Raw genomic sequence first — 22,293 nt, forward strand, 5'->3', positions numbered from 1 at the left:
GGAACCCTAACTGACGAAGGCGACGTCTCCCAGGAACAACCGGCCGGTGGCGTCCAGCGACCCCACATCGGACGTGTGCAGGAAGCCGTCCTCGTCCAGGTGCGAGCTCGAGTCGCGGTGGTAGCCCTGGAACAGCGACCAGCCCTTGACCGCGATCCGCCCGCGCTCACCCGCGGGCAGCTCCTCCCCGGTCTCGAGGTCGAGGATCTTGACGAGGATGCCGTGGAACGGCCGGCCGACCGAGCTCAGCCGCAGCTCGTGGCTGTCGTCGAGCTGGCCGAGCGTGATCAGCCCGCCCGCCTCGGTCGAGCCGTACATCGACACCTGGGTGACCTCGGGGATGCGCTCGGCGGTCGTCTTGAGCAGGTCCGGACTGCCGTCGACGGCCACGAGCCAGAGCTCGGAGCGGTCGCGGCCTTCGAGCTCGTCGAGGATCGCGGCCCACAGCGCGTCGATCGCCGGGAACGCGGCCGTGCAGCGCTCCTCGGCGATGATCCGCGCCGCCTCGGCGGCGTCGAACTGCGCCATGCCGAAGTACGTCGCCCCGACCGCGAGGCAGCCGTTGAAGGGCTGCAGCGCGCCGAGACCGGCCAGCGGCAGCGGGTTGAAGAGGCGGTCGCCGGCCTCGAGCGGGAAGCGCTGCTCGGCGAGGATCCGCGCGGAGCGGATCATCCCCTCGTTGCTCAGCCGGCAGCCGCGCAGCGAGTCCGCGGGCGCGTACATGATGATCGCCGTGTCCGAGAGCGCCGCCGCGCGCTGCGCCTTGCGCACGACCGCTCCGGGCGTCTGCGCCGCGAGCGCCCGCAGCTCCGTCCCGGGCTGGATGAAGTGCTCGAGCTCCGGCGCGTCCGGGCGCTTGACGTCCGGCCCCGCGATCAGCGTCGTCAAGCCGGCGTGACGCGTGACGTCGCGCAGCTGCGCGCTGCGCAGGCCCGGGTCCAGCGGGACGCCGATCGCCCCGAGGCGCGCCGCGCCGTAGAGCGCCGTCAGCGCGGGGATGCCGATCGGCAGCAGTACGCCGACCGGGTCGCCCGCCCCGACGCCGAGCGCCGCCAGCGCCCGGGCGAACTCGAACGTCGCGTCCGCGAACTGCTCGAACGTCCGCCGGACGCCGTTGAAGACGAGCGCGTCGGCCTCGGGCCAGAGCGCGGCTGCGCGATCGACATGGTCGGCCAGGGTCCAGCAGGCGCTATACGGCTCGGGTCGACTCATCTCGCTGAGGGAGCCAGATGATGTCGAAGCGCGTCCGGAATCGCCGCAAGGCTCGGACCAGCGCCGGTCCGAAGGCCAGGCAGAAGAGCACGTTGCCGGTCGCGTGGGCGATGTCGAACGGCAACGAGGAGGCCGAGTAGGCGACCAGCTTGGCCGTCGTGTGGTCGCCCGAGAACGTGATCCAGGTGCCGAAGTTCATGATCGCGCCGAAGCCGAGGCCGGCGAGCCCGCACGCGACGGCGAGCGGGACCCGGCCGAGCTCCTGGCGCGTGAGCCGCCCGAGCCCCGCGCCGAAGAGCCCGACGCCGCCCCAGGCGACCATCTGCCACGGCGTCCACGGGCCCTGGCCGAAGAAGAGGTTGCTGGCGAGCGCGGCGGTCGCGCCGACCATGAACCCGGGCGCGCCGCCGAGCACGTACCCGGCGATCAGGACGATGTCGGTCGTCGGCTTGACGTTGGGTAGCGCGGCGAACGCGACCCTGCCGAGCGCGGCCATCGCCGCCAGCGTGGCCACGAGCGCGATCACCCGCGTGCTCGGGTGGGTGCGCTCGTACCAGGCGAAGCCGACGACGATGACGGCGCCGAGGATCAGCGACGAGGCGAGAATCCAAGTCACGCAACCACACCCGGGATGCCTGAAACCTGCGCCCGGGGCCTCGCCGGCCGCTGGCCAGGCTCGCTCATGCGGGAACCCTTTGCAGCAGCGCCGCGCCCTGCGCGGGGGTGAGCGCGCCGCCGGCGCCGCCGAGCACCCGCGCGACCTGCGTGGCGAAGTACCAGCCGCCCGCGAGCACCTCCGGCGGCGTCGCGTCGGCGACCGGGCGGCCGTCGCCGAGCAGGATCACGCGGGTGGCGAACGCCGCGGCGAACTCTGGGTCGTGGGTGGCGACGATCGTCACGCCGCCGCGCTGCGTCAGCCGCTGCGCGAGCGCGTCGCGGCGCCGCGGATCCATCCCGCGGGTCGGCTCGTCCAGCAGCAGCACCTCGGCCGGCGCGTTGAGCATGATCTCCAGCGCCGACCGCTGCCGCTCGCCTCCGGAGACGTCCCGCGGGTGGCGTTCGGCGAGCTCGGAGCCGGGGACGTCGGCGCCGATCGTGTCATGCAGCAGGTGGTCGCCCGGATGCTGGGTGAGCAGCGCGACGTCGGGCGTCTTGACCTTGCCCCGCGTGGCGTCGAGCAGGCCCGCGATGACCTTCAACAGCGTCGACTTGCCCGCGCCGTTTCGCCCCATCAGCGCGATCCGCTCGCCGGCGTGGGCGTGGACGCTGACCCCGCGCAGGACCGCCGGCCCGTCGCGCAGCTCGAGCCAGACGTTCTCGACTGAGAGGAGCGCGCCCTTGCGGGAGGACGGGCGGCTCGGCGGCACGGTCTCGTGCGGGAGCTCGGGGAGCTGCCGCCGCGCCTCCTTCACCGTGACGGGAGGCTCGCCCAGCCCGGCGAGCGCGAACAGCTGCGCCGCCGGGGTCGCGTGCGTCCGCGCCAGCCAGGCGCGCGGGGTCTCGTCCGCGACGAGGCGGCCGTCCTGCAGCTCGAGGACGCGGTCGGCGGCGGGCAGGCACCGCTCGAGCCGGTGCTCGGCGAGCACGATCGCGGTCCCCCACTCCTCGTTGAGCCGGCGCAGGACGCCGAGCAGCTCGTCGCCCGCGACCGGGTCCAGCTGCGAGGTCGGCTCGTCCAGCAGCAGCAGCCGCGGGCGTCCCGCCAGAGCGGCCGCGAGCGCGACGCGCTGCAACTCACCGCCGGAGAGCTCGTGCGTCGGACGGTCGAGCAGGCCGCCGAGGCCGAGCGCGAGCGCGGCCTCCTCGACGCCGCGGGCGACCGCGGGCGCGGCCCAGCCGAGGTTCTCCAGCCCGAAGGCGATCTCCGCCCGCACCGTCCCCATCACGACCTGCGTCTCGGGGTCCTGGAAGAGCGTGCCGGCGACCGCGGCGAGCTTCGCGGGGCCGTGGTCGCGGGTGTCGAGGCCGCCGGTCTCGACGCGCCCGCCGAACGTCCCGCCGTGGAAGTGCGGCACGAGCCCACAGGCCGCCCGCAGCAGCGTCGACTTGCCGGAGCCCGACCCTCCGGCCAGCAGCACCAGCTCGCCCGGCTCGACGGTCAGCGTGACGCCGTCCAGCGCCGGCCGCGCCACGCCCGGGTAGCGGTAGCTCAGGTCCTCGACGCGCAGCGTCATCCGATCCCCCGCCGATCGGCGAACGGGAGCAGCGCGGCCACGGCGAGCACGGCGATGATCACGAGCGTCGCGGCCGTCAGCGGCGCCTGGAGGCGCGGGTAGGGATCGAACGGCGCCCACAGGCCGAGCGCGCCGCCGGCGGCGATCGCGAACAGCACGACGGTGCTGGCTCCGAACGCGAAGTCGTGCCGCGACCAGGGCCGCGGCATCCGCGGCGGGCGCCCGCCGGAGCCGAAGCCGCGCACCTCGAGCGTCGCGGCGACGTCGGTGGCGCGGTCGAGCGCCCCGGCGGTCACCGCGTGCAGCACCTGCATCCGCGAGACACCGCCGCCGGGCAGGCAACGCTGCGCGTCGGCCATCCGCGCGGCGTCGCGCTTGAGCACGCCGAACAGGCGCATCGCCAAGGCGGCGGTCACCCCCGACCGCACCGAGACGCGCCGCAACGCCCGCAGCAGCTCGTCGTTGTCGATCGCGGCGGTGAGCAGGACCGCGGTCGCGAAGATCACCAGCATGCGCAAGCCGAGCACGGCGCCGTAGGCCGTCGCCTCGAGCGTGAAGTCGACCTGCCCGAAGACCGGCAGGTGCGGCCCGCGGAAGATCACCGTCGCCCCGTCGCGCGTGAGCAGCACGTTGACGGCCAGCACCACCAGCGCGAACGGCACGCCCCAGCGCGCCGTCTGGCGCAGTTGCGGCCCGAGCCCTGCGGCGACCCCCACGACGACCACCACCGCGAGCACGGCGACCAGCACGGCGGGATGCTCACACAGCCCCGCGACCGCCCCGAGCGCCAGGCACCACGCCCCGCCGACCCCCGCCCGGGTGGCGTGGAGCGGGCTGCGCCTCATCGCGCCACCGGCGGCGTCGCCCGCCGCGGCGCGTCCGCGCCGCGCGTCACGGCGCCTCGAGCGGCAGCGGGACTCCCCGCCCGGCGTCGATCGCGACCGCGAAGTGGTAGCGCAGCTGGTCCTCGTTCAGCGCCGCGGCCGCCGCCGCCACGCCCACGTCGTCGGTGCCCGTGACGATCCAGGTCGGGTGATCCTCCTGGTAGGAGGTGGCGGCGACCAGGCCCGAGCCGGGGCCGAGCGTGCGCTCGACCTGGCCGTCCGGGTTCATCAGCGCGATCGAGTTGCCGGCCGCGTTGGGCTTGGCGAAGACGCCGGACACCTCCGGCCCCTCCTCGAGCTGGCGAGACGCGATGTCCTTGCGCACGTCGGACCACTTGCCGACGAGGATGCGCAGGACCTCACCCGGCGAGGACTCGAGGTTCGAGCGCGCGACGTTGCGCACGCCCGCGCCGCTCAACCGCTGCTCGACCTCGTTGCACGAGCGGTCCTCCGCGGCGAAGCAGACGAGCCGGATCGGCAGCTTCTTGCCGTCCTGGCCGGAGCGGAACGGCTCCGGGAACGCGCCGACGACGGCCGGAACGCGCATCGCGGTCTCCCAGTCGTGGTGGTCCCACCAGACGCGGTCGCCGGGGTGCAGCTTGCGCTCGCCCGCGCCGATCGAGGACTCGATCCCGTTGACGTAGTAGAACCAGTCGACCCGGCGGCCGTCCTCACGCCCGCCCGAGACGCCGTCGATCTCCTGCACGAAGTTGCCGCCATAGCGCGTCTTGACGTCCGACGAGCGCTGCAGCAGGCGCATGACGGTCTCCCCCTCGCTCGCGGTCTGCCGGCTGGTGGGCACGAGCTGGGCGCGGCCGAAGTTCTGCGTGACGGCCACGGTGACCGACCCGCCGGTCTTCTTGCCCGCGCCGAAGCCGCACCCGGCCAGGGCGATGACGATGATGAGGAGGAGGCCGAGGCGCTTCATCGGACCGTGAACACCACCTGCGTGGTGCCGCGGACGAGCGGCGTGCGGTTGCCGGCGCCGTCGATCGCGATCGCGTCGAGCGTGTAGCGGCCCTTGCCCAGCCGCGCGGGCAGCAGGTAGGTCCAGTCGGCGCGATCGCCGATCGCGAAGTACTTCTCGGTGCCGCAGGCCGTGCGCCGGAACTTCTCCATGGTCCCCGAGAAGTACCAGCACTTGCCCCCGGAACGCTTCGCCAGGCGCAGCTTGACGGTCTTGATGCCCGACGGGTCGGCGCCGAAGGAGCCCTTGAGCTCGCGCGGCCCGGTCTTGAAGATCTGCTTGTCCTTGATGCCCGTCAGCGTGGCACTCGGCGCCGTCTTGTCGGGGGTGGCCGGGGTGACCGTCGCCGGCGGGCCCTTGGTCGGCGTCGCCACCACCACGTCATGCGTCTCGGACCGGACGAGACCGGCCTTCGTCGCCTGCAGGCGGACGGTGCCGTCGGCCGGGAACGTCGCGGTCGCCTTGCCCGCCGCGTCGGTGGTGACGCTCACGCCCGGGCCCGAGATCGTCGCGCCCTCGACCGGCGTGGCCTTCCCCGTCGTGTCGTACTTGACGACCGACAGCTCGGCGGCCTGCCCCGCCTGGACCTGCGCCGGCGCGGTCATCGCCAGCGGCTCGACCGGGGCGTTGGTGCACTCGAAGGTGGTCGGGTCGGCCGTGCAGTGGTCGACGAAGAACAGGACGTCGTCGCCCTCCTGCAGCTCGAACGCGCACGCTCCGACCATCGAGGACTTGTGGTTGACCCACACCGACCAGTAGTCGTCGCCGCTCGGCGTCTCGCCCTTGATCGTCTTGATGAAGTGGCCGAGGCCGTCGAAGTAGCCCGCGTCCCAGTCGCCCGCGGTGGCCTTGTCCAGGGCGCCGCCGGCGCTCGTCCCCGAGCAGTCGTGGCCGGCGCGCGAGACGGGCGCGGTGGTGGTCAAGACGCGCGTGGTCTCCACGCGCGTCGTCGTCGCGCCCTCGACGCGGACGGTGACGTTGGCGGGCGCGGCCAAGGCCGGCGCCGCGAAGGCGAGGAGCCCGGCGACCGTGCCGGTGATGACAGTGAGCTTCATGCTGAAAGCCCCTTTCCACGAGGGCGAATCGGCTTGGCGGTCGGAGGGAGGTCTCCTGGCTTCCGGGCCTTCCCTGTCGCGCCTTCCCGAGTTTCCTCAGTGGCCGGCGTTGCGCCGTGCGACGGGCTGCCCCCGGTGACAGTGGCGGGTCCGCGCCGGACTCGCACCGGCTTCCCTGACCACCGACCTGGATCGACGAGCATGGTATTACGGACGCCAAGCCATGACCGTGAACCTGACCCGCATCTATACCCGGCTCGGCGACGGCGGCGAGACCCACCTCGGCGACATGAGCCGCGTTCCCAAGACGCATGAGCGCATCGAGGCCTACGGGACCGTCGACGAGCTCAACGCCCAGCTCGGGGTCGCGCTCGCCCAGGGCGCTCTCAACGAGCGGACCGCGCAGTGGCTCACCCGCGTGCAGAACGACCTCTTCGACGTGGGTGCCGACATCAGCGTCCCGGAGGGCGGGGAGCGCGAGCGGCTGCGCGTCGTGCCGGAGCAGACCAAGTGGCTCGAAGCGGCCTGCGACGAGGCGAACGCCGAGCTGCCGCCGCTGAAGTCCTTCGTCCTTCCCGGTGGGACGCTCGCGGCCGCGCAACTGCATGTCTGCCGCACGGTCTGCCGACGCGCCGAGCGCCGGACGATCGCCTGCGGCGAGCGCGTCAACGCGGAGTGCGTGCGCTACCTCAACCGGCTCAGCGACCTGCTGTTCATCCTCTCGCGCGAGGCGAACGTGGGCGCCGCCGAGCCCCTATGGGAGCCGGGACGCTACCGCTGAGCACGAGCGCGCCCGCCGCGATCGCGAGCGCGCCGACGACGAACGTCGTGTTCGCGGTCGCGTAGGCGAACGCGTCGGCCGGCCGTAGGGCGACCGCGAAGACACCCGCCGCGGCGAGCACCGACCCGCCGAGCGCCGCGCCGCTCAGTGACGGCGTCCATTCGAGCCGCAGCAATGCGCTCGCCGCGCACGCCCAGGCCGTCGCCACCAGCAGGCCGCCGACGATGTCGCTCGGGTAGTGCGAGCCGAGCACGAGGATCGAGAAGACCGTCGCGACCGTGAGCAGCCCGCCGGCCGCCGAGGCGAGCGGGCGCAGCCGCGCGGGGCTGACGATGATCAGCGCGAGCGCGAGGCTCATCACCGCGGTCGTGTGGCCGCTCGGGTAGGCGACCGGGCCCATGAAGTGCGCCTCGGGGTAGTCGCGCTGGAACGCCAGCAGCGGCTTGAGCACCTGCGTCGTCACGCCCGCCCCGAGCATCGTCACCAGCGCCGCCGCGGCCGCCCGTGGGCGCCGGGCGATCGCCGCACCCGCCACGAGCGACAGCGACAGCACCGCGAACGGGACGGGGTTGAACATGCTCACGAGATCGAACGCGGCCGCCTTCCCCGGGAGGCCCATGAAGCCCTCCAGGACCCGCAGCTCGACGTCCGCGACCGCGGGGACGTGGATCGCGGCGTACAGCACCGCACCGGCGACGATGCAGGACAACGCGCTGGCGAGACGGAGCATTGCCGTGAGACGCTACTCGGGAGTTCTCAAGATCTCCTGAGGCGCAACCGGACGTCCTCCAACGGCGGCGGCGCGAGCATCCGCTGCCACCCGCGCGGCGAGAGCGCGAACGCCCCGTCGCGCTCGTTGAGCACGAGCCGCCCATCGGCGACCGCCAGCGGCGCCTCCGACAGCGGCCAGTCGCCGTACTCGCCCAGGTGGGAGATCGCGCGCCGGACCATCCGGTGCGAGACGCCGCGCTCGAGCAGCGTGTGCACCATCGCCGCCTCCGTGACGTCCTCGACGCTGTAGACGTGCGGATCGCCGGTCGACTGGGACGCGCGGATGTACCCCCAGCGCGCCCACTGGCCGATCGTGTTGCCGGTGACGCCCGCCAGCTCACCCACCTCGCCGGCGAGGAAGCTGCCATGGGCGCGCACTAGGAGTCTCTTGCCGAATGGTCGGTCCCACCGATGTGGTGCAGCCGCCAGTAACGCCGTGCCCGCCCACCCGCCCGCGCTCGCGATGCGTGCCTCTGGCACGTGAGCAGCGTGGGTGGCGCGAGGCGCTGCCCGAGGCGAAGCCGGTGACGAGCCCGCAGGGCGAGGCAGGATGCCGCAGCGGACGTACCGGTATTCGGCAAGCGGCTCCTAGTTGTCCGGGTCGAGCAACCTCACTGCCGCGTCGCGGTCCGGGACGCGCAGCTTGCGCAGGATCGCCGCCACGTGCGAGCGGACCGTGGCCGGCGAGACCACGAGCGTGCGGGCGATCTGGGCGGTCGTCATCTTGCGGCGCATCAGCTCCAGGACCTCCCACTCGCGGGAGGTCAGGCGCGGCTCGCCTTCGCGGGAGGGCATCAGCGCCCGGCGCCGCGGCGCGCGGTCGCGGAACTCCTCGACCAGCCGCGTGACCAGCGTGACGGGCAGCGCTGCCTCGCCCGCCATCACGTCGCGCAGGGCGTGCGGGAGCCGCTCCTGCTCGGTGTCCTTGAGCAGATAGCCGGCGGCGCCGGCCCGCAGCGCCGCGAAGACGTGGCTGTCGTCGCGCGAGATCGTCAGCATCACCACGCGGGTCGAGGGGAGCCGCGCCGTGATCTCCCACGCCGCGGCCAGGCCCGAGCCCGGCATGTTGACGTCCAGCAGCGCGAGGTCCGGCTGCTCGCGCAGCGCAGCGTCAACCGCCCCCGGCGCATCCTCCGCCGTGGCAATGACCTCGAAACCGCCGTCCTGACCCAGCGCCGTCGCGATGTCCTCGCGCGTCGGCGCGTGGTCATCAGCGACAAGAACGCGCACCCGGTCTATGGCAGCACCACCTGCACGAGAGTACCTGCGCCGCGGACGGATTCCAGCGAGAACTGTCCTCCGACCTGCTCGGCGCGCTCGCGCATGGCGATCAGGCCGTAGCCGGCGACCCCGAGGCCGCTGTTGGCGCCGTCGCGGAAACCGCTGCCGTCATCGATGATCCGGACGGCGAGCGGGGAGCCCGCGAGATCGACGCGCACATGGCGTGCGCCGCCGTGGTTGGCCGCGTTGCGGACCGCCTCGGAGATGATCCGGACGATCTCGCCGCGAACCTCGTCGCGCACCATCGTGTGGACGCGCACGTTGACCTGCACCTCGAGGCCGCACTCGGTCGCCAGGCGCGCGCCGAGGCGCTCCAGGGCGACGTGCAGCGGCTCGTGGGCGGGCGGGACGAGCGCCTCGATCGCGCGACGCGAGTCCTCCAGCGCGCGGTCGGCCGCGGCCGTGATCTCGATCCCGTCGGGCAGCTCGGCCAGGCGGGTCGCGCGGCGGCGGATGAACGCCAGCTCCTGCGCCACGCCGTCGTGCAGCTCGCGCGCCAGGCGGCGGCGCTCGGACTCGATCGCGGCCTGCGCACGCTGACGCATGTGGGTGCGCATCTCGCCGATCGCGGCGTAGAGCAGCACGCCCCAGGCGGCGACCCGCAGGACGTCACCCAGATGGACGTCGCTCGGGCCGACGGGCGGGAACAGCGCATAGTCGAGCTTGGCGAAGCCCGCGAGCACGACCGCGACGGCGACGAGGCGCAGCAGCGGCTCGCCCCGGCGGGTGAGGCCCGCGGCGGCGACGATCAGCGTGATGCCGGTCACGACCTGCACGATCACGCGGCCGATCTCCGGGTGGAACGTCGGCCAGCTCGCATTGGGTGCGCGCAGCGCCGGTCCGACGCCGGCCAACAGCGCGGCGAGCGCGAACACCACGACACCGAGGCCGGCTGCCGGGATGAGCACGTGCCGCGGATGGACCTTCAGCTTGTGCGACGGCGCGAACGCGGCGATCGCGAGCATCAGCGTGCCCGCGAGGTTGCCGCCCATCGCGTAGCGCGCCTTGTCGGGACCCCATGCGCCCGCGACGATCAACGACGCGGCGGTGAGTGACGTCAGCGCGAGGATGACCAATCCCGCGGTGAGCCACAGGTGATCGGCGCGCGACCGAAGCCCGCACTGCCGTACCAAAAGGCCGACGGTCGCAACCGCCAGCAGCGAACCACCCGTTTCGAGAGCGACCCGTAAGGACGGGGCCTCTACCGACATCCGCAGCCACGGAACCGCGACTACCGCAAGTGACACCCCCGCAGCGGCTGCTGCGGCGATCGACACCGTAGGAAGCGCCGGCTTCCGAGCCGGTCCTTGCTCCATCTGTTCCACCCTCCGAACCTCCGAACCCGGCGAGAGTTCTACCTGAAGCGTCAAACCGAGCACAAGGGCAGGAAAAGGTCCAAATCCGGTCAGGTGGTGTCCTGAGGCGCTTTACAACGAAAAACCTTTTACTGGTTTTTCGCTCTACGCGGCGGTTTGCGGGGTGTCGTTTTGCCGATCGACGGAAACCCGAGGCGGCCGTCAGTACATACGTCCAGTCTTGGCGTCGTTCGTTAGGTCCTGACCAATAGGTCAGTAAGGGGTGGAGGGCGGTTCTTTGGCGGCGTCTGCCTGATGTGCGGGGCCCGCCTCAGCACGAACCTGGACCACATGTTCAGAACGGGTTCAGGCCTCATCGACGCCGAGTACGCCTTCACCCGCGCCCGCCGCGCGAGCCGTCGCGCCGCGTTGGCACGGTCGCTCCGCCTCGGGCAGACCGCACGGCGCCTGCCCGTCCATTGCACGTCACAGCGCGCGAGGACGCCGGGGGCCGGCGGCTTGCGCGAGATCCCGCTGGACGCGATCTCCGGCACCCTCGAACCCGCCCGCGCGGCGCAGTTCGACGGCGCCTTCCGCCCGGTGACGAAGGCCGCCCGCTGCCGCTGGGAGCGGATCTGGCTCGCCGAGGACCGCGGGACCGTGCTGCCGCCGATCTCCGTGGTGCCGGTCGCCGACGGCGAGTACGCGCTGGTGGACGGCCACCACCGCGTGTCCGTCGCCCACGCCCGCGGGGCCGTCGCGATCGACGCGACCGTCGCCGCCCGCTGAGCGGCGTAGCCTTCGGCCCCATGCATGAAGACTTCGGGGCCAACGCGGGCCGGGAGCCCGACGCCGCCGAGCGCGCGTACCGCATCGACGTGCTCCTGGACGGCATCCCCGAGGTCGCCGGCTTCGTGCTGATGCAGCGGATCGCCGACCTGATCGTCGAAGAGGGCCTCGCCACCCCGGAAGGCGGCGACGTGCGCGCGGTGATCGGCATGCACCCGCACACCTGGACGCCGGAGCTCGCCGACGCGTTGCACGTGGTCGTGCCGCGGGCGGTCCCCCAGTCCCCGGACCTCGGCGCGAACTACTCGCCGAACTAGCCGCGCTCCGCGAGACGTCCGTTACAAGACTCGCCCCTCGGGCAACGTGCGTCACGCACGTCGGGAACGCGGCCCTCCCCTACGTCGCGAGAACGATCGCGACCTGCGGGCGCACGTTCGCCTGCGCCGCTTGGGCAGTGCGCGGGCGTGCGCTCAGGTCATCTCGCAGCGAAGCGACGGCGGCGCGGGCGTCGTCCAGCGTGTACTCGGCGGGCTCCGGAGCGGACGCCACGTGGAACTCGGCGCTGTCGGAGGCGCGTGACTTCGACGGCGCGGCCGACTCCCGTTTGGGGGCCGGCGCGGAAGCGGGCACGAAGCGGCTGACAGCTCCGACGTTGAAGTTCACTGGCATGCCCCATTCATCGGCCGACCGCGAGCAGTTCCCGCGAAGTTGGACGATTGGACGAGCGGCCCCACTTGACCCGGTCCGGCCCAGACGTCAGTCTCGCGTTCGTGGATGATCCAACGCTCCACGAGCTGATGATCCAGCGGGCAAGCTTGGTCGAACGCGGAGAGCTCGACAACGAGCGCGCCCGCGAACAACACCGCTTGATCGCAGAACGGTTCGACACGGCGATCGCCGCGCTCAAGTCAGAGGACGGGCTTCAAGAGGATCTGAGCGAGGTGTTCGGCGCGGCACGTCGGTTCTTCGAGGCCGAGAGCGCGCACCTCCCGTCGTCGCTCACGAGCACGGCGGGCGTGATCGAGCTGGCCTGCTCGGTGTCCGACGTCGACCCGAACTTCTTGGGATTGAAGGCGGACGACCTTCGCGTCGCCGTTGATTCGGCCGAGAACCTCGCCCGGGCGGCCGAGCTCCTCAAGCTCGCGCTGGCGCGCGGCCTCATCACCTAGTGAGAACGACGAAACCCGCCTGGCAGGCGGGTTTCTTTTAGTACCGCTACGGGGATTCGAACCCCGGTTTCCGCCGTGAGAGGGCGGCGTCCTAGTCCCCTAGACGATAGCGGCAGGGACCACTGCGCCCCAGCGTAGCAACGGGCGCAGAGAGTGCGGCTGAGAGGACTCGAACCTCCACGGGCGTAAAGCCCACAGGCACCTGAAGCCTGCGTGTATACCAATTTCACCACAGCCGCCAGCTGCGAGGCCGGGAAGCATAGCGACTAGGAGGCGCGTTGGACGGAGAGGATCGCGATGTCGTCGCGCAACCCGCCCTCCGGCGGTTGAAGCGCGGCCAGGAGGGCGCTGAGGTCGGCGGTCTTCGCGGCCGCGTCGGCGAGGCGGCGGAGGCTGGCGTCGATCGGCTCCCGGCGGCGCTCCACGAGGCCGTCGGTGTAGAGGATCAGCCGCTCCCCCGGGGCGAGGACGTCGGTCCCGGAGCCTGTCCACGCGTCGTAGGCGAGCAGCGGGGTCGACGCGCCGGCGGTGAGGAATCGAACCGCCCCGTCGGGCGCGACCACGGCGGGCGGGAGGTGGCCGGCGCTCGCGTGGCGCAGCGCTCCGGTCGCCGGGTCGAGGACCACGATCGCGACCGTCGCCATGTGGCCGGCGCGGTCGGCGAGGCGGTCGAGCACCCGCAGCGCCTCGTGCGGCGCGGCGCCCGAGAGCACGCCGGCACGCAGGCCGCCGCGCAGCTCGCCCATCAGCGTGGCGGCCGGGATGCCCTTGCCGGCGACGTCGCCGATCCCGAGCGCGAGTTGCCCGTCGTCGAGCTCGACCGCGTCGTACCAGTCCCCGCCGACCATGCCGGCGGCGGGCTCGAAGAGCGCGGCGAGCTCCAGGCCGGCGACATCCGGCAGGCGCTCGGGCAGCAGCGCGCGCTGGAGGGTCTCGGCGATCCCGCGCTCGCGGTCGAGCAGCTCGGCCGTGCGGCGGCGCTGGCGGACGAGCTCGCGGTGGGTGCTGACGAGCTCGTCGTTGAGCTCGAGCACCTTCTCGACCAGCCGCTCCTGCTCGTCGACGAGCGGCTCGCCGATCACCAGCAGCTCATCGCCGTTGCCGGCGATCCAGAGGCGGCGGTCCGTGGCGGGCCGGCCGGTCTCGCTGCGGAACGCAAAGGTGCCGGGACGCCAGCCGTCATCGGCGGCTGACAGGCGGCGCTCCAGCGCCGCGTGCTGATTCGGCTCGATCAGGTCGGCGAGCGAAGCACCCAGGCGGCCGCCGAGGTGCTCGAGCGCCGGATTGGCGCGCGTGATCACGCCGTCCGGCGTCAGCGCGGCCGCCAGCACGGCAACCGAACGCCACGTCCACTCCTCGATCGAGACGCCGACCACTTAGAAGAGGATCGCAAGCTCCTGCGCGAACCTCGCCGCATCGGGCGCGTAGATGTCCGCCCCCGTCCGGAAGGCGACGTCCGGGTCACCGCCGAAGGCCTGGCCGCCGACGGCGATCACGGGGACGGTCTCCAGCGCGCGCAGCGCCTCGACCGCGCGGACGATCTCGGGCATGCGCTGGCCGAGCGCGGCCGACAGCGCGACGACGTCCACGCGCTGCGCGGCCGCCAGTTCGGCGACGGCGGAGGGCGGCGAGAGCGCGCCGACGAACAGGACGTCCCAGCCGTCGGCCTCGAGGAAGTCGGCGACCATGCGGACGCCGATCGAGTGCAGTTCGCCCTCCGCGCAGGCGACCAGCGCGCGGCGGTCACGGCGCGGTCCGCCGTCCAAGCGCTCGGCGAGCCGCGCCATCGAGCTCTGGATCGCCGCGGTCGCCAGGTGCTCCTGCGCGACGGAGATCTCGGCCTCCTCCCAGCGGCGCCCGATCTCGTAGAGGGCGGGCTGCAGGACCTCGATGTAGAGCGCGCGGACGTCGGTGCCCGAGTCGACGATGAGGCGCTCCGCGGCGGCCAGATCTCCGGCCACGAGGGCGTCGACGTACCGGGTGCGGAGCTCCGACATGTCCGGCAGGCTACTTCCGCACAGATCTTTACCTCGCACTTGCACTTCTTAACGACAATGAGCGCTGCAAGGCACTGACCACGCCGTCCCGGAGGTTGCCCGTGGCCATCGCCGACCCTCGACTGAGTACGGAAGCGCCCACGCAGGAAACCGGCACGCTGCCCCGTCTGCCGGAGCAGGAACGCCGGAGAGCACCGAGAACCATGCCGCGCCTCTCACCGGGGCGCTATCTCGCGATCGAAGTCGGCGCGGACGTCGTCCTGCACGCCCTCGACCGAGACCTCACCCACATCGGGCGGAGCCCGTCGTCGGACATCGTGCTCGACGACGCGTCGGTCTCCCGCCGCCACGCGCTGATCACCCGGCGCGGCGAGCGCACCGTGATCCTCGATGACCGCAGCCGCAACGGCGTGCACGTCAACGGCGTGCGTGTCAGCGAGGCAGACCTGCACGACGGCGACACGGTCGCGTGCGGCCACGTCGCGCTCCGCTTCATCGAACGGTCTGAATAACTGAGCGTCCCCCGGACGGGGGGTTTTCGGACCACCCCGTCCGCATGACACTTACACTCCGCCGGGTCTCATGCCCCGGACGGATCACACGCGGGTCGTCTTCATCTCGCTGCTGCTGGCGGGGATGGCGTTCGCGCTCTCGCAGACCGTCGTCTCCCCCGCCCTGCCGGAGATCCAGCGCGAGTACGGCGCGGACCCGGCCTCGGCGGCGTGGATCCTGACCGGATACCTGCTCGCGGCGTCCGTCGCGACACCGATCGTCGGCAAGCTCGGCGACCTCTTCGGGCGCGGGCGGGTGCTGACGATGGTGCTGCTCGTCTTCGCCGCCGGCAGCGCCGTCTGCGCGCTGGCGCCGTCGCTCGGCGTGCTCGTCGTCGGTCGCGTGATCCAGGGCGTCGGCGGCGGGATCTTCCCGCTCGCCTTCGGGATCATCCGCGAGACCTTCCCGCCTGAGCGGGTCGCGACCGCGATCGGCGGGATCAGCGCGACGTTCGGCATCGGCGGCGGCGTCGGCCTGGTGATCGCGGGGCTGATCGTGTCCGCGCTGGACGCCTCCTGGCTGTTCTGGCTCGGATTGATGGCGCTGCCGGCCGCGTACGCGATCCATCGCTACGTGCCGCGCGAGGCGACCCGCCCGGACGCCAAGGTCGACTGGATCGGCGCGGCGCTGTTGTCCGTCGCTCTGGCGTCGTTGCTGTATGGGTTGAGCAAGGCGAACGCGTGGGGCTGGGGGTCGCCGAAGGTCGTCGCGCTCTCGCTGGGCGGGCTGCTGGTGGGCGCGTTCTGGGTCTGGGTGGAGACGCGTGTCGACCAACCGCTCGTCGACATGCGCGTGCTGCGCCGCCGGCCGGTGCTGATGACCAACGTCACCGCCGTGCTCGTCGGCTTCAGCATGTTCGCCTCGTTCCTGCTGATCCCGCAGCTGGCGCAGACCGACGAGAAGTTCGGCTACGGGTTCAGCGCGTCGGTGACGGGAGCGGGTCTGCTGATGCTGCCGAGCACGCTCGTGATGCTCGTCGCCGGGCCGCTGGCGGGGCGGATCGCCACGCGCGCGTCGTCGCGACTCCCGCTCGTGATCGGGACGTTCAGCGGGATGCTCGCCTTCATCTTCTACGCGCTCTTCCACAGTTCCCCGTGGGAGATCTGCGTCGGCGGGGCGTTCCTCGGCGTGGGCATCGGCTTCTCGTTCGCGTCGATGGCGAACCTGGTGGTCGAGTCCGTCCCGCGCGAGGAGGTCGGCGTGGCCACGGGGATCAACACGATCATGCGGTCGCTCGGCGGCGCGCTGGGCGCACAGCTGGTCGCGTCGTTGCTGGTCGGGAAGACGATCGCGGGGTCGGCGATCCCCGCCGAGGCCGCCTACACCGACGCCTTCATCGTCGCCGCGGTCGCCGCGGGGCTGGCGATGCTCGCCGCGCTGGCGATCCCGAAGACGCGCCGGCCGGAGCCGCAGCCCGCTCCGGAACCGGTCGCGGCCTAGTCAGAGGCTGAATAACATGGCTCGGCATGCGCCGTGCCGTTGCCGTACTCGCCTGTCTCGCGCTGCTCGCCGGTTGTGGGTCAGACGACTCCCCGCCCGCCTCCGGGTCCAAGCCGCAGCTGACCGTCTCCGCCGCTGCGTCGCTCAAGAACGCGTTCACCTCGTACGGGCAGGGCTTCGATGCGGCCACGGTGCGCTCGTCGTTCGCCGGCTCGGACGAGCTCGCGGCGCAGATCCGCCAGGGCGTCAAGCCGGACGTCTTCGCCTCGGCCAACACGAAGCTGCCGGATGCGTTGTATGAGGCGGGGCTGGTCGAGAAGCCGATCGTGTTCGCGGCCAACGAGCTGGTGCTGGCGGTTCCGAAGGACAGCACGGTGCGAGGCCTGGACGACCTGACCAAGAAGGGGACGACGATCGCCATGGGCTCGGAGTCCGTGCCGGTCGGCTCCTACACGCGCAAGGTCCTCGACGGGCTGCCGGCGGAGAAGAAGGCCGCCATCCTGGCCAATGTGCGCTCCAACGAGCCCGACGTCGCCGGTGTGGTCGGCAAGATCGCCCAGGGTGCGGTCGACGCGGGGTTCGTCTACGTGACCGACGTCGAGGCGACCGAGGGCAGGCTGCGCGCGATCGACCTCCCGGCCGACCTGAAGCCCCAGGTGGCGTACGGTGTCGCCGTGGTCAAGGGCGCAAAGCACCCCGAGCAGGCCAAGCAGTTCATCGACGGGCTGTTGTCGGGAGCGGGCCGCGAGGCGCTCGACCGCGCCGGCTTCCTCCCGCCGCCCGGTACGTGACCTGGTTCACCGCGCTGCTCGCCGGGGCGCTGGCCGTCGCGCTGGCGTTCCTGGTGCTGCCGGTGGTCGCGATCTTCGTCAACGTCGGCCCGGCGGACCTGCTGTCGTCGCTCGACGACCCCGCCGCGGTCGACGCGCTCCTGCTCTCTTTGCGGACCTCGCTCGCCGCGCTCGCGCTGATCGTCCTGTTCGGCACGCCCGCGGCCTGGTTTCTGGCGACGCGGTCGTTCCGGGGGCGCGAGCTGGTCATCACGCTGGTCGAGCTCCCGCTCGTCCTGCCGCCCGCGGTGGCGGGGATCGGGCTGCTGGCGGCGGTGGGGCCGCAGGGACTGCTGGCGCCGGTCGGCGTGTCGTTCACGCTCTCCACGGCGGCGGTCGTGGTCGCGCTGACGTTCGTCTCGGCGCCGTTCTACATGCGGCAGTCGCAGGCCGCGTTCGCGGCGCTCGACCGCTCGTGGCTGGACGCGTCGCGGACCCTGGGCGCGAGCGAGGCGCGGACCCTCGCGCGGGTCGCGATCCCGGCGGCGCTGCCGGGGATCTCCGCGGGTCTGGCGCTGGCGTGGGGGCGCGCGCTGGGCGAGTTCGGCGCGACGCTGATGTTCGCCGGCTCGTTCCGCGGGGTCACGCAGACGGTGCCGCTGGCGATCTACGAGCGGTTCTCGACCGACTTCACCGGCGCGCTCGGGTTGTCGGCGGTGCTCGTGTGCGTGTCGGCGGGGTTGTTGCTGGCGGTCAAGTTCGCGTTCCGTGTTGCGGATTGAGCTGACGACGGCGCGGGCCGGGCTGTCGCTCTCGCTCGAAGTGGGCGCGGGCGAGTGCGTCGCGCTCGCCGGGCCGTCGGGCGCGGGGAAGACGACGGTCCTGCAGGCCGTCGCGGGGCTCTTCCGGCCGGAACGCGGGCTCGTGTCGTGCGGCAGCGAGGTCTGGCTCGACACAGATTCGCGCGTGTTCGTCGCACCTGAGCGACGCCGTTGCGGCTATGTGTTCCAGGACTACGCACTCTTTCCGCACTTGAGCGCGTGGCGCAACGTCGCCTACGGGATATACGGACGCGAGCGTAGAAAACGCGCGTATGCGTATCTGGAGCGGTTCCAGATGACGGCGCGCGCCGAGGCCCGCCCCGCCCAATTGTCCGGCGGCGAGCGGCAGCGGGTGGCGCTCGCGCGCGCTCTAGCGCGGGATCCGGAGGTGTTGCTGCTCGACGAGCCGCTGTCGGCGCTCGACCCCCGCACCCGCGCGGCGGCCACCCGCGAACTGCTCGCGGTTCTGCACGAATTGCGCATTCCGTCGCTGTTGGTCACGCACGACTTCGCCGAGGCGGCACAGTTCGGCGATCGCGTGGGCGTGCTCGACGAGGGCGCGCTGGTGCAACTGGGCCCGCCGGCGGAGCTGTCCGCGCGGCCCGCGTCGGCGTTCGTCGCCGACTTCACGGGCGCGAACGTCCTGACCGGCGTCGCAACGGCAGGCCCCGACGGGCTGACCCTGGTGGCGCTGGACGGCGGCGGGTCGATCGTGTCCACCGACGTCGCCGACGGGCCGGTCGGCGCGAGCCTCTACCCGTGGGAGATCGTGCTCGAGGCGGGTGCCGCGCCGTCCTCGGCGCAGAACCACCTGGACGCCGAGGTCGTCTCGATCACCGAGATCGGCGGCCGCGCCCGCGTCGCCCTGCTCGCCGGTCAGCCGCTCGTGGCCGAGGTCACGGTCGCGTCGGTGGCGGCGCTCGGCCTCGCCCCGGGCGCGCGGGTCACCGCGACGTGGAAGGCGGCGGCGACGCGCTTGACCGCTCGCTGAGGGAGATGCTCAGCGCGACGGCGCGCTCGGCGTGCAGGCAGGTGGTGTCGAACACAGGCACGGGCGAGTCCTCGGCCCCCACCAACAGGTCGATCTCGGTGCAGCCCAGGAGGATGCCCTGCGCCCCCTCGCCGGCCAGCGCGCGCATGATCCGCCGGTACTCCTCGCGTGACTCGTCGCGCACCACGCCCAGGCAGAGCTCGTCGTAGATGACGTCGTGGACGATCTTGCGGTCGGCCGCGCCGGGCACGACCACCGCGAGCCCGTGCTCGCGCAGGCGGCCGACGTAGAACTCCTGCTCCATCGTGTACGCGGTCGCCAGCAGGCCCACGCGGGTGAGGCCCGCCCGCTTCACCGCATCCGCCGTGGTGTCGGCGATGTGCACGAAGGGGATCGAGATCGCCGCCGTGATCACCGGCGCGAGCCGGTGCATCGTGTTCGTGCACAGCACCAGCAGCTCGGCGCCTGCGGACTCCAACGCCCGCGCCTCGCCCGCGAGGATCTCCCCCGCCTCGTCCCAGCGGTCCTCGCGCTGCAGCACTTCGATGTCCGCGAAGTCGACGCTGCGCAGCAGGCAGTCCGCAGAGTGCAGCCCGCCGAGCCGCTCCGCGACGAGCTCGTTGACGAGCCGGTAGTACTCGATCGTCGACTCCCAGCTCATCCCGCCGAGCAGGCCGATCCGCTTCATCGCCCCACCGCCGGGAACACCGGCTGGACGGCGGGCGGGGCCACACGCACACGCGCGTCGACCACGGCGGCGCCGCGCGGGCCGGCCATCACCGGGTTGAGGTCGAGCTCCGCGATCGCGGGATGCGCGTCAGCCAGCGCGCCGACGCGGACGGCGATGTCGACGAGCGCGTCGAGATCCGCCCGCGCGCGCCGCAGCAGGGCGTGCGAGCGCAGTCCGGCGAACATCTCGCGCGCCTCCTCGACCGCGAGCGGGGCGAGTCGCACCGCGACGTCCTCGAGCACCTCGGCGGTGCCGCCGCCCGCGCCGCAGGCGACGACCGGGCCGAACCGCTCGTCCGCGAGCACGCCGACGAGCATCTCGACGCCCCCGCCCACCATCCGCTGCACCAGGAAGCCCTCCGCGGGCGTGCCGGCGGCTTCGAGCCTGCGCGCGATCTCCCCCGCCGCCCGCCGCACGGCGGTCGGACCGGAGAGCCCGAGCGTGACCGCGCCGGCCTGCGCCTTGTGCACCACTCCGGGAGCGACGCCCTTGAGCGCGACCACGCCGCCGAGCTCCGCCGCGGCCTTGGCCGCCGCCGCGACCGAGCCGACGCGCCGCTGCTCGACCAGCGCGATCCCGTACGCCTCCAGCAGCGTCTCGACCTCGTCCGGCCGCAGCCACCCGCCCCCGCGGGCCAGGGAGCCGGCGAGCACGGCGGCCGCGGCGTCGCCGTCGACGTCCTCGAGCCGCGCCGGCTCGGCCGGCGGACGAGCGCGGAAGCGCCCGTACGCCGCGGCCCGCCCGAGCGCCCGCGCGGCCGCCTCGGGCGCCCGGAACGTGGGGACCTTGACGGGGGTGGCGCGAAGTTTGTCCGGCAGCGGCCCAGGGGTCATGAAGACGGTCAGCAGCGGGATGCCCGCCGCGTGCAGGTCCGGTGCGGCGGCCGCCAGCGCGGCGGCGACCTCGTCGGCGCCGGTGGCGATGTGCTCGACGAAGATCGCGATGACGGCGTCGACGCCGTCTTCGGCCGCGACGCGCTCGACGGCGGCGCGGAAGCCCGCGGGCGTCTCGGAGGCGACCAGCTGCACCGGTCCGGCGACCTCCAGCCCCGCGTCGATGCACGCGTCGACGCAGACGACGGTGGGGCCGCGGGCGTTGCAGACGATCGCGACGGAGCCGCCACGCGGGGTCGGCTGCTCGGCCAGGACCGCCGCGGCGTCCAGCAGGTCGTCCAGGCCGTCGCAGCGGATCACGCCCGCGGACGCGAACAGCGCGTCGACCGTGTCGTCGGCGGCGGCGATCAGCGCACCGGTGTGCGAGGACGCGGCGCGGGCGCCCGCCGAGGTCCGCCCCGCCTTGACCGCCAGCACCGGCTTCGCGCGCGCCACCCGCCGCGCGACGCGGCCGAACTTGCGCGGGTTGCCGAACGACTCCAGATACAAGGCGACGACCTGCGTGGCCGGGTCCTGCTCCCAGTACTGCAGGACGTCGTTGGACGAGAGATCCGCCTTGTCGCCCAGCGAGACGAAGGCGGAGAGCCCGATCCCGCGGCGCGACATCCCGTCGATCGCCGCGGCCCCGAACGCCCCGCTCTGGGACACGAACCCGACCGTCCCGGACGGCACGTCCGCCCGCCCGAACGTGCCGGTGAAGGACACGGACGGATCGGTGTTGACCACGCCCATGGAGTTCGGCCCCACCAGGCGCATCCCGGTCGACCGGCACGCCTCGAGCAGCTCCGCCAGCCGCCCGGCGCCCTCCGCGCCCGCCTCGGCGAACCCCGCCGTGATCACCACCAGCCCCGAGACACCGGCTGAGGCGCACTCCCGCGCCACCTCCGGGACGGCCTCGGCCGGCACGGCCACGATCGCCAGGTCGACCGGCCCGGGCGTGTCCTTCACCGACGCCGCCGCGCGGCGGGAGCCGATGAAGTCCGCGTTCGGGTTGACGGGGTAGAGCTCGCCGCGGAAGCCGTTGTTCAGCACGTGGTGAAACGCCGCGCCGCCGAAGGAGCCCGCCCGCCGCGAGGCACCGATCACCGCGACGGAGCGTGGCTTGAGCACCCGCCCGACCGCCGCCACCGCGGCGACCCGGTCGCGATCCTCGAACTTGCGCCGCGCGTCCTCCCCCAGCTCCGTCGGGAACTCGAGCTCGATCCCGTCCGGCGACGCGCGCACGTGCACCGGGAAGCCGGACTCGCGGAACACGCTGATCATGCGCCGGTTCTCGGGGAGGACCGTGGCGGTGAAGGTCGTCACCCCGCGCGCGGAGGCGACCTGCGCCAGGTGCGCGATCAGGACCGTGGCCAGGCCGCGGCCCTGCATCTCGTCGGCGACCGCGAAGGCGACCTCGGCCCGGTCGGGCCGCTCGAGCTCGAACACCGCGTGGGCGACGACCCGCTCCTCCGCCCCCGTCGTGACGATCAGCCCGTAGCCCTCCGGCCGATCGCCCTTGGCGGCCATCGCCGCGGCCTTGTCGAGGTTCACGCCGAGCGAGAAGAACCGCAGCCAGCGGGAGTTCTCGCTCAGCCCGCCGAGGAACGTCCGCAGCGCGGGCTCGTCGGCGGGCGAGACCGGCCGGACGTGCGCGGTCGACCCGTCGCGCAGCGCGATGTGGACATCGGCGGCGACCGGGCCTCCGGTCACGGAGCCACCCTGGAACGCCCGAAACCGCA

Annotated in this window: 24 protein-coding genes, 2 tRNA genes and 1 riboswitch; of the genes, 9 read left to right on the plus strand and 17 right to left on the minus strand. The window is 72.9% G+C overall.

Features of this window, described 5'->3' with window-relative positions; all coding sequences use genetic code 11:
* Window positions 1-6 precede the first annotated feature (6 nt).
* From G569_RS62405 to G569_RS0110620, 6 genes are all read right to left on the minus strand, one after another.
* Window positions 7-1,212, minus strand: coding sequence for a class I adenylate-forming enzyme family protein (locus G569_RS62405; protein WP_028063399.1), 1,206 nt, complete (start codon window positions 1,210-1,212; stop codon window positions 7-9).
* The gene (locus tag G569_RS47260) at window positions 1,190-1,828 is read right to left on the minus strand and encodes an ECF transporter S component family protein (RefSeq protein WP_053226161.1); all 639 of its coding nucleotides are present in this window, start codon (window positions 1,826-1,828) and stop codon (window positions 1,190-1,192) included. The genes G569_RS62405 and G569_RS47260 overlap by 23 nt, the downstream gene beginning before the upstream one ends.
* A gap of 64 nt (window positions 1,829-1,892) precedes the next feature.
* Window positions 1,893-3,386: an ABC transporter ATP-binding protein gene (locus G569_RS0110605; RefSeq protein ID WP_028063400.1), complete on the minus strand. Its 1,494-nt coding sequence runs from the start codon at window positions 3,384-3,386 to the stop codon at window positions 1,893-1,895.
* Window positions 3,383-4,231 carry an energy-coupling factor transporter transmembrane component T gene (locus G569_RS0110610; protein WP_084284658.1) on the minus strand — a complete coding sequence of 283 codons (849 nt, stop codon included), beginning with the start codon at window positions 4,229-4,231 and terminating at the stop codon, window positions 3,383-3,385. Before G569_RS0110610 ends, G569_RS0110605 begins: the two co-directional genes overlap by 4 nt.
* 46 nt (window positions 4,232-4,277) lie before the next feature.
* On the minus strand, window positions 4,278-5,198 hold the full coding sequence (locus G569_RS0110615; protein WP_028063402.1) for a DUF4430 domain-containing protein: 921 nt from the start codon (window positions 5,196-5,198) through the stop codon (window positions 4,278-4,280).
* Window positions 5,195-6,292, minus strand: a complete 1,098-nt coding sequence (locus G569_RS0110620; protein WP_028063403.1) for a DUF4430 domain-containing protein — start codon at window positions 6,290-6,292, stop codon at window positions 5,195-5,197. The genes G569_RS0110615 and G569_RS0110620 overlap by 4 nt, the downstream gene beginning before the upstream one ends.
* Before the next feature lie 27 nt (window positions 6,293-6,319).
* Window positions 6,320-6,502, minus strand: a riboswitch (cobalamin riboswitch).
* A 13-nt stretch (window positions 6,503-6,515) separates the two neighbouring features.
* Here G569_RS0110620 and G569_RS0110625 point away from each other — a divergent pair.
* Complete coding sequence (locus G569_RS0110625) at window positions 6,516-7,073, plus strand: cob(I)yrinic acid a,c-diamide adenosyltransferase (RefSeq protein ID WP_028063404.1); 558 nt, start codon at window positions 6,516-6,518, stop codon at window positions 7,071-7,073.
* Here G569_RS0110625 and G569_RS57690 read toward each other — a convergent pair.
* The 4 genes from G569_RS57690 to G569_RS0110645 form a co-directional block, all read right to left on the minus strand.
* The gene (locus tag G569_RS57690) at window positions 7,006-7,803 is read right to left on the minus strand and encodes a phosphatase PAP2 family protein (RefSeq protein WP_053226162.1); all 798 of its coding nucleotides are present in this window, start codon (window positions 7,801-7,803) and stop codon (window positions 7,006-7,008) included. The two genes, G569_RS0110625 and G569_RS57690, sit on opposite strands and share 68 nt — an antisense overlap.
* Window positions 7,804-7,829: 26 nt before the next feature.
* Window positions 7,830-8,222, minus strand: a complete 393-nt coding sequence (locus G569_RS0110635; protein ID WP_028063405.1) for a MerR family transcriptional regulator — start codon at window positions 8,220-8,222, stop codon at window positions 7,830-7,832.
* 210 nt (window positions 8,223-8,432) lie between these two features.
* The gene (locus G569_RS0110640; protein WP_211232950.1) at window positions 8,433-9,074 is read right to left on the minus strand and encodes a response regulator; all 642 of its coding nucleotides are present in this window, start codon (window positions 9,072-9,074) and stop codon (window positions 8,433-8,435) included.
* A 5-nt stretch (window positions 9,075-9,079) separates the two neighbouring features.
* Window positions 9,080-10,258, minus strand: coding sequence for a sensor histidine kinase (locus tag G569_RS0110645; protein ID WP_169542116.1), 1,179 nt, complete (start codon window positions 10,256-10,258; stop codon window positions 9,080-9,082).
* A gap of 513 nt (window positions 10,259-10,771) precedes the next feature.
* On the opposite strand from G569_RS0110645, the gene G569_RS47270 reads away from it, so the two are divergent.
* Both G569_RS47270 and G569_RS0110655 read left to right on the plus strand, forming a co-directional pair.
* Window positions 10,772-11,209, plus strand: coding sequence for a ParB N-terminal domain-containing protein (locus G569_RS47270; RefSeq protein WP_169542117.1), 438 nt, complete (start codon window positions 10,772-10,774; stop codon window positions 11,207-11,209).
* 20 nt (window positions 11,210-11,229) lie between these two features.
* Window positions 11,230-11,526, plus strand: coding sequence for a hypothetical protein (locus tag G569_RS0110655; RefSeq protein WP_028063408.1), 297 nt, complete (start codon window positions 11,230-11,232; stop codon window positions 11,524-11,526).
* A gap of 79 nt (window positions 11,527-11,605) precedes the next feature.
* Here the strand turns inward: G569_RS0110655 and G569_RS0110660 are convergent, their stop codons facing one another.
* Window positions 11,606-11,878: a hypothetical protein gene (locus G569_RS0110660; protein ID WP_157591945.1), complete on the minus strand. Its 273-nt coding sequence runs from the start codon at window positions 11,876-11,878 to the stop codon at window positions 11,606-11,608.
* 101 nt (window positions 11,879-11,979) lie between these two features.
* Between G569_RS0110660 and G569_RS0110665 the strand changes: the two genes are divergently transcribed.
* Entirely contained in the window at window positions 11,980-12,378 is a 399-nt protein-coding gene (locus G569_RS0110665) for a hypothetical protein (RefSeq protein ID WP_157591946.1), read from the plus strand.
* 41 nt (window positions 12,379-12,419) lie between these two features.
* On the opposite strand, the gene G569_RS0110670 is transcribed toward G569_RS0110665, so the two are convergent.
* From G569_RS0110670 to G569_RS0110685, 4 genes are all read right to left on the minus strand, one after another.
* Window positions 12,420-12,492, minus strand: a tRNA-Glu gene (locus G569_RS0110670).
* 40 nt (window positions 12,493-12,532) lie between these two features.
* Window positions 12,533-12,617 (minus strand) — tRNA-Leu (locus G569_RS0110675).
* 27 nt (window positions 12,618-12,644) lie between these two features.
* On the minus strand, window positions 12,645-13,754 hold the full coding sequence (locus G569_RS57695) for a PP2C family protein-serine/threonine phosphatase (protein ID WP_053226164.1): 1,110 nt from the start codon (window positions 13,752-13,754) through the stop codon (window positions 12,645-12,647).
* Window positions 13,755-14,375, minus strand: a complete 621-nt coding sequence (locus G569_RS0110685) for a cobalamin B12-binding domain-containing protein (protein WP_037495832.1) — start codon at window positions 14,373-14,375, stop codon at window positions 13,755-13,757. It abuts the gene before it with no gap.
* A gap of 101 nt (window positions 14,376-14,476) precedes the next feature.
* Here G569_RS0110685 and G569_RS47280 point away from each other — a divergent pair, with 101 nt between their 5' ends.
* The 5 genes from G569_RS47280 (at window position 14,477) to G569_RS0110710 (ending at window position 18,949) form a co-directional block, all read left to right on the plus strand.
* On the plus strand, window positions 14,477-14,887 hold the full coding sequence (locus G569_RS47280; RefSeq protein ID WP_157591947.1) for an FHA domain-containing protein: 411 nt from the start codon (window positions 14,477-14,479) through the stop codon (window positions 14,885-14,887).
* Window positions 14,888-14,957: 70 nt separating this feature from the next.
* A complete protein-coding gene (locus G569_RS47285) occupies window positions 14,958-16,367 on the plus strand; it encodes an MFS transporter (protein ID WP_037495835.1) in 1,410 nt (469 codons plus the stop codon).
* A gap of 26 nt (window positions 16,368-16,393) precedes the next feature.
* Window positions 16,394-17,158 (plus strand): molybdate ABC transporter substrate-binding protein, encoded by a 765-nt coding sequence (gene modA, locus G569_RS0110700; protein ID WP_028063412.1) that lies wholly within the window; start codon window positions 16,394-16,396, stop codon window positions 17,156-17,158.
* A complete protein-coding gene (gene modB / locus G569_RS0110705) occupies window positions 17,155-17,919 on the plus strand; it encodes a molybdate ABC transporter permease subunit (RefSeq protein WP_028063413.1) in 765 nt (254 codons plus the stop codon). The genes modA and modB overlap by 4 nt, the downstream gene beginning before the upstream one ends.
* Complete coding sequence (locus tag G569_RS0110710) at window positions 17,906-18,949, plus strand: ABC transporter ATP-binding protein (RefSeq protein ID WP_053226166.1); 1,044 nt, start codon at window positions 17,906-17,908, stop codon at window positions 18,947-18,949. The genes modB and G569_RS0110710 overlap by 14 nt, the downstream gene beginning before the upstream one ends.
* On the opposite strand, the gene G569_RS47290 is transcribed toward G569_RS0110710, so the two are convergent.
* Both G569_RS47290 and G569_RS0110720 read right to left on the minus strand, forming a co-directional pair.
* Window positions 18,903-19,637: an aspartate/glutamate racemase family protein gene (locus G569_RS47290; RefSeq protein ID WP_053226167.1), complete on the minus strand. Its 735-nt coding sequence runs from the start codon at window positions 19,635-19,637 to the stop codon at window positions 18,903-18,905. The genes G569_RS0110710 and G569_RS47290 overlap by 47 nt on opposite strands.
* Window positions 19,634-22,264 carry a bifunctional acetate--CoA ligase family protein/GNAT family N-acetyltransferase gene (locus G569_RS0110720; RefSeq protein ID WP_028063415.1) on the minus strand — a complete coding sequence of 877 codons (2,631 nt, stop codon included), beginning with the start codon at window positions 22,262-22,264 and terminating at the stop codon, window positions 19,634-19,636. The genes G569_RS47290 and G569_RS0110720 overlap by 4 nt, the downstream gene beginning before the upstream one ends.
* Window positions 22,265-22,293 lie beyond the last annotated feature (29 nt).

Origin of the sequence: Solirubrobacter soli DSM 22325 (assembly GCF_000423665.1) — a bacterium.
Classification (GTDB): Bacteria; Actinomycetota; Thermoleophilia; order Solirubrobacterales; family Solirubrobacteraceae; genus Solirubrobacter; species Solirubrobacter soli.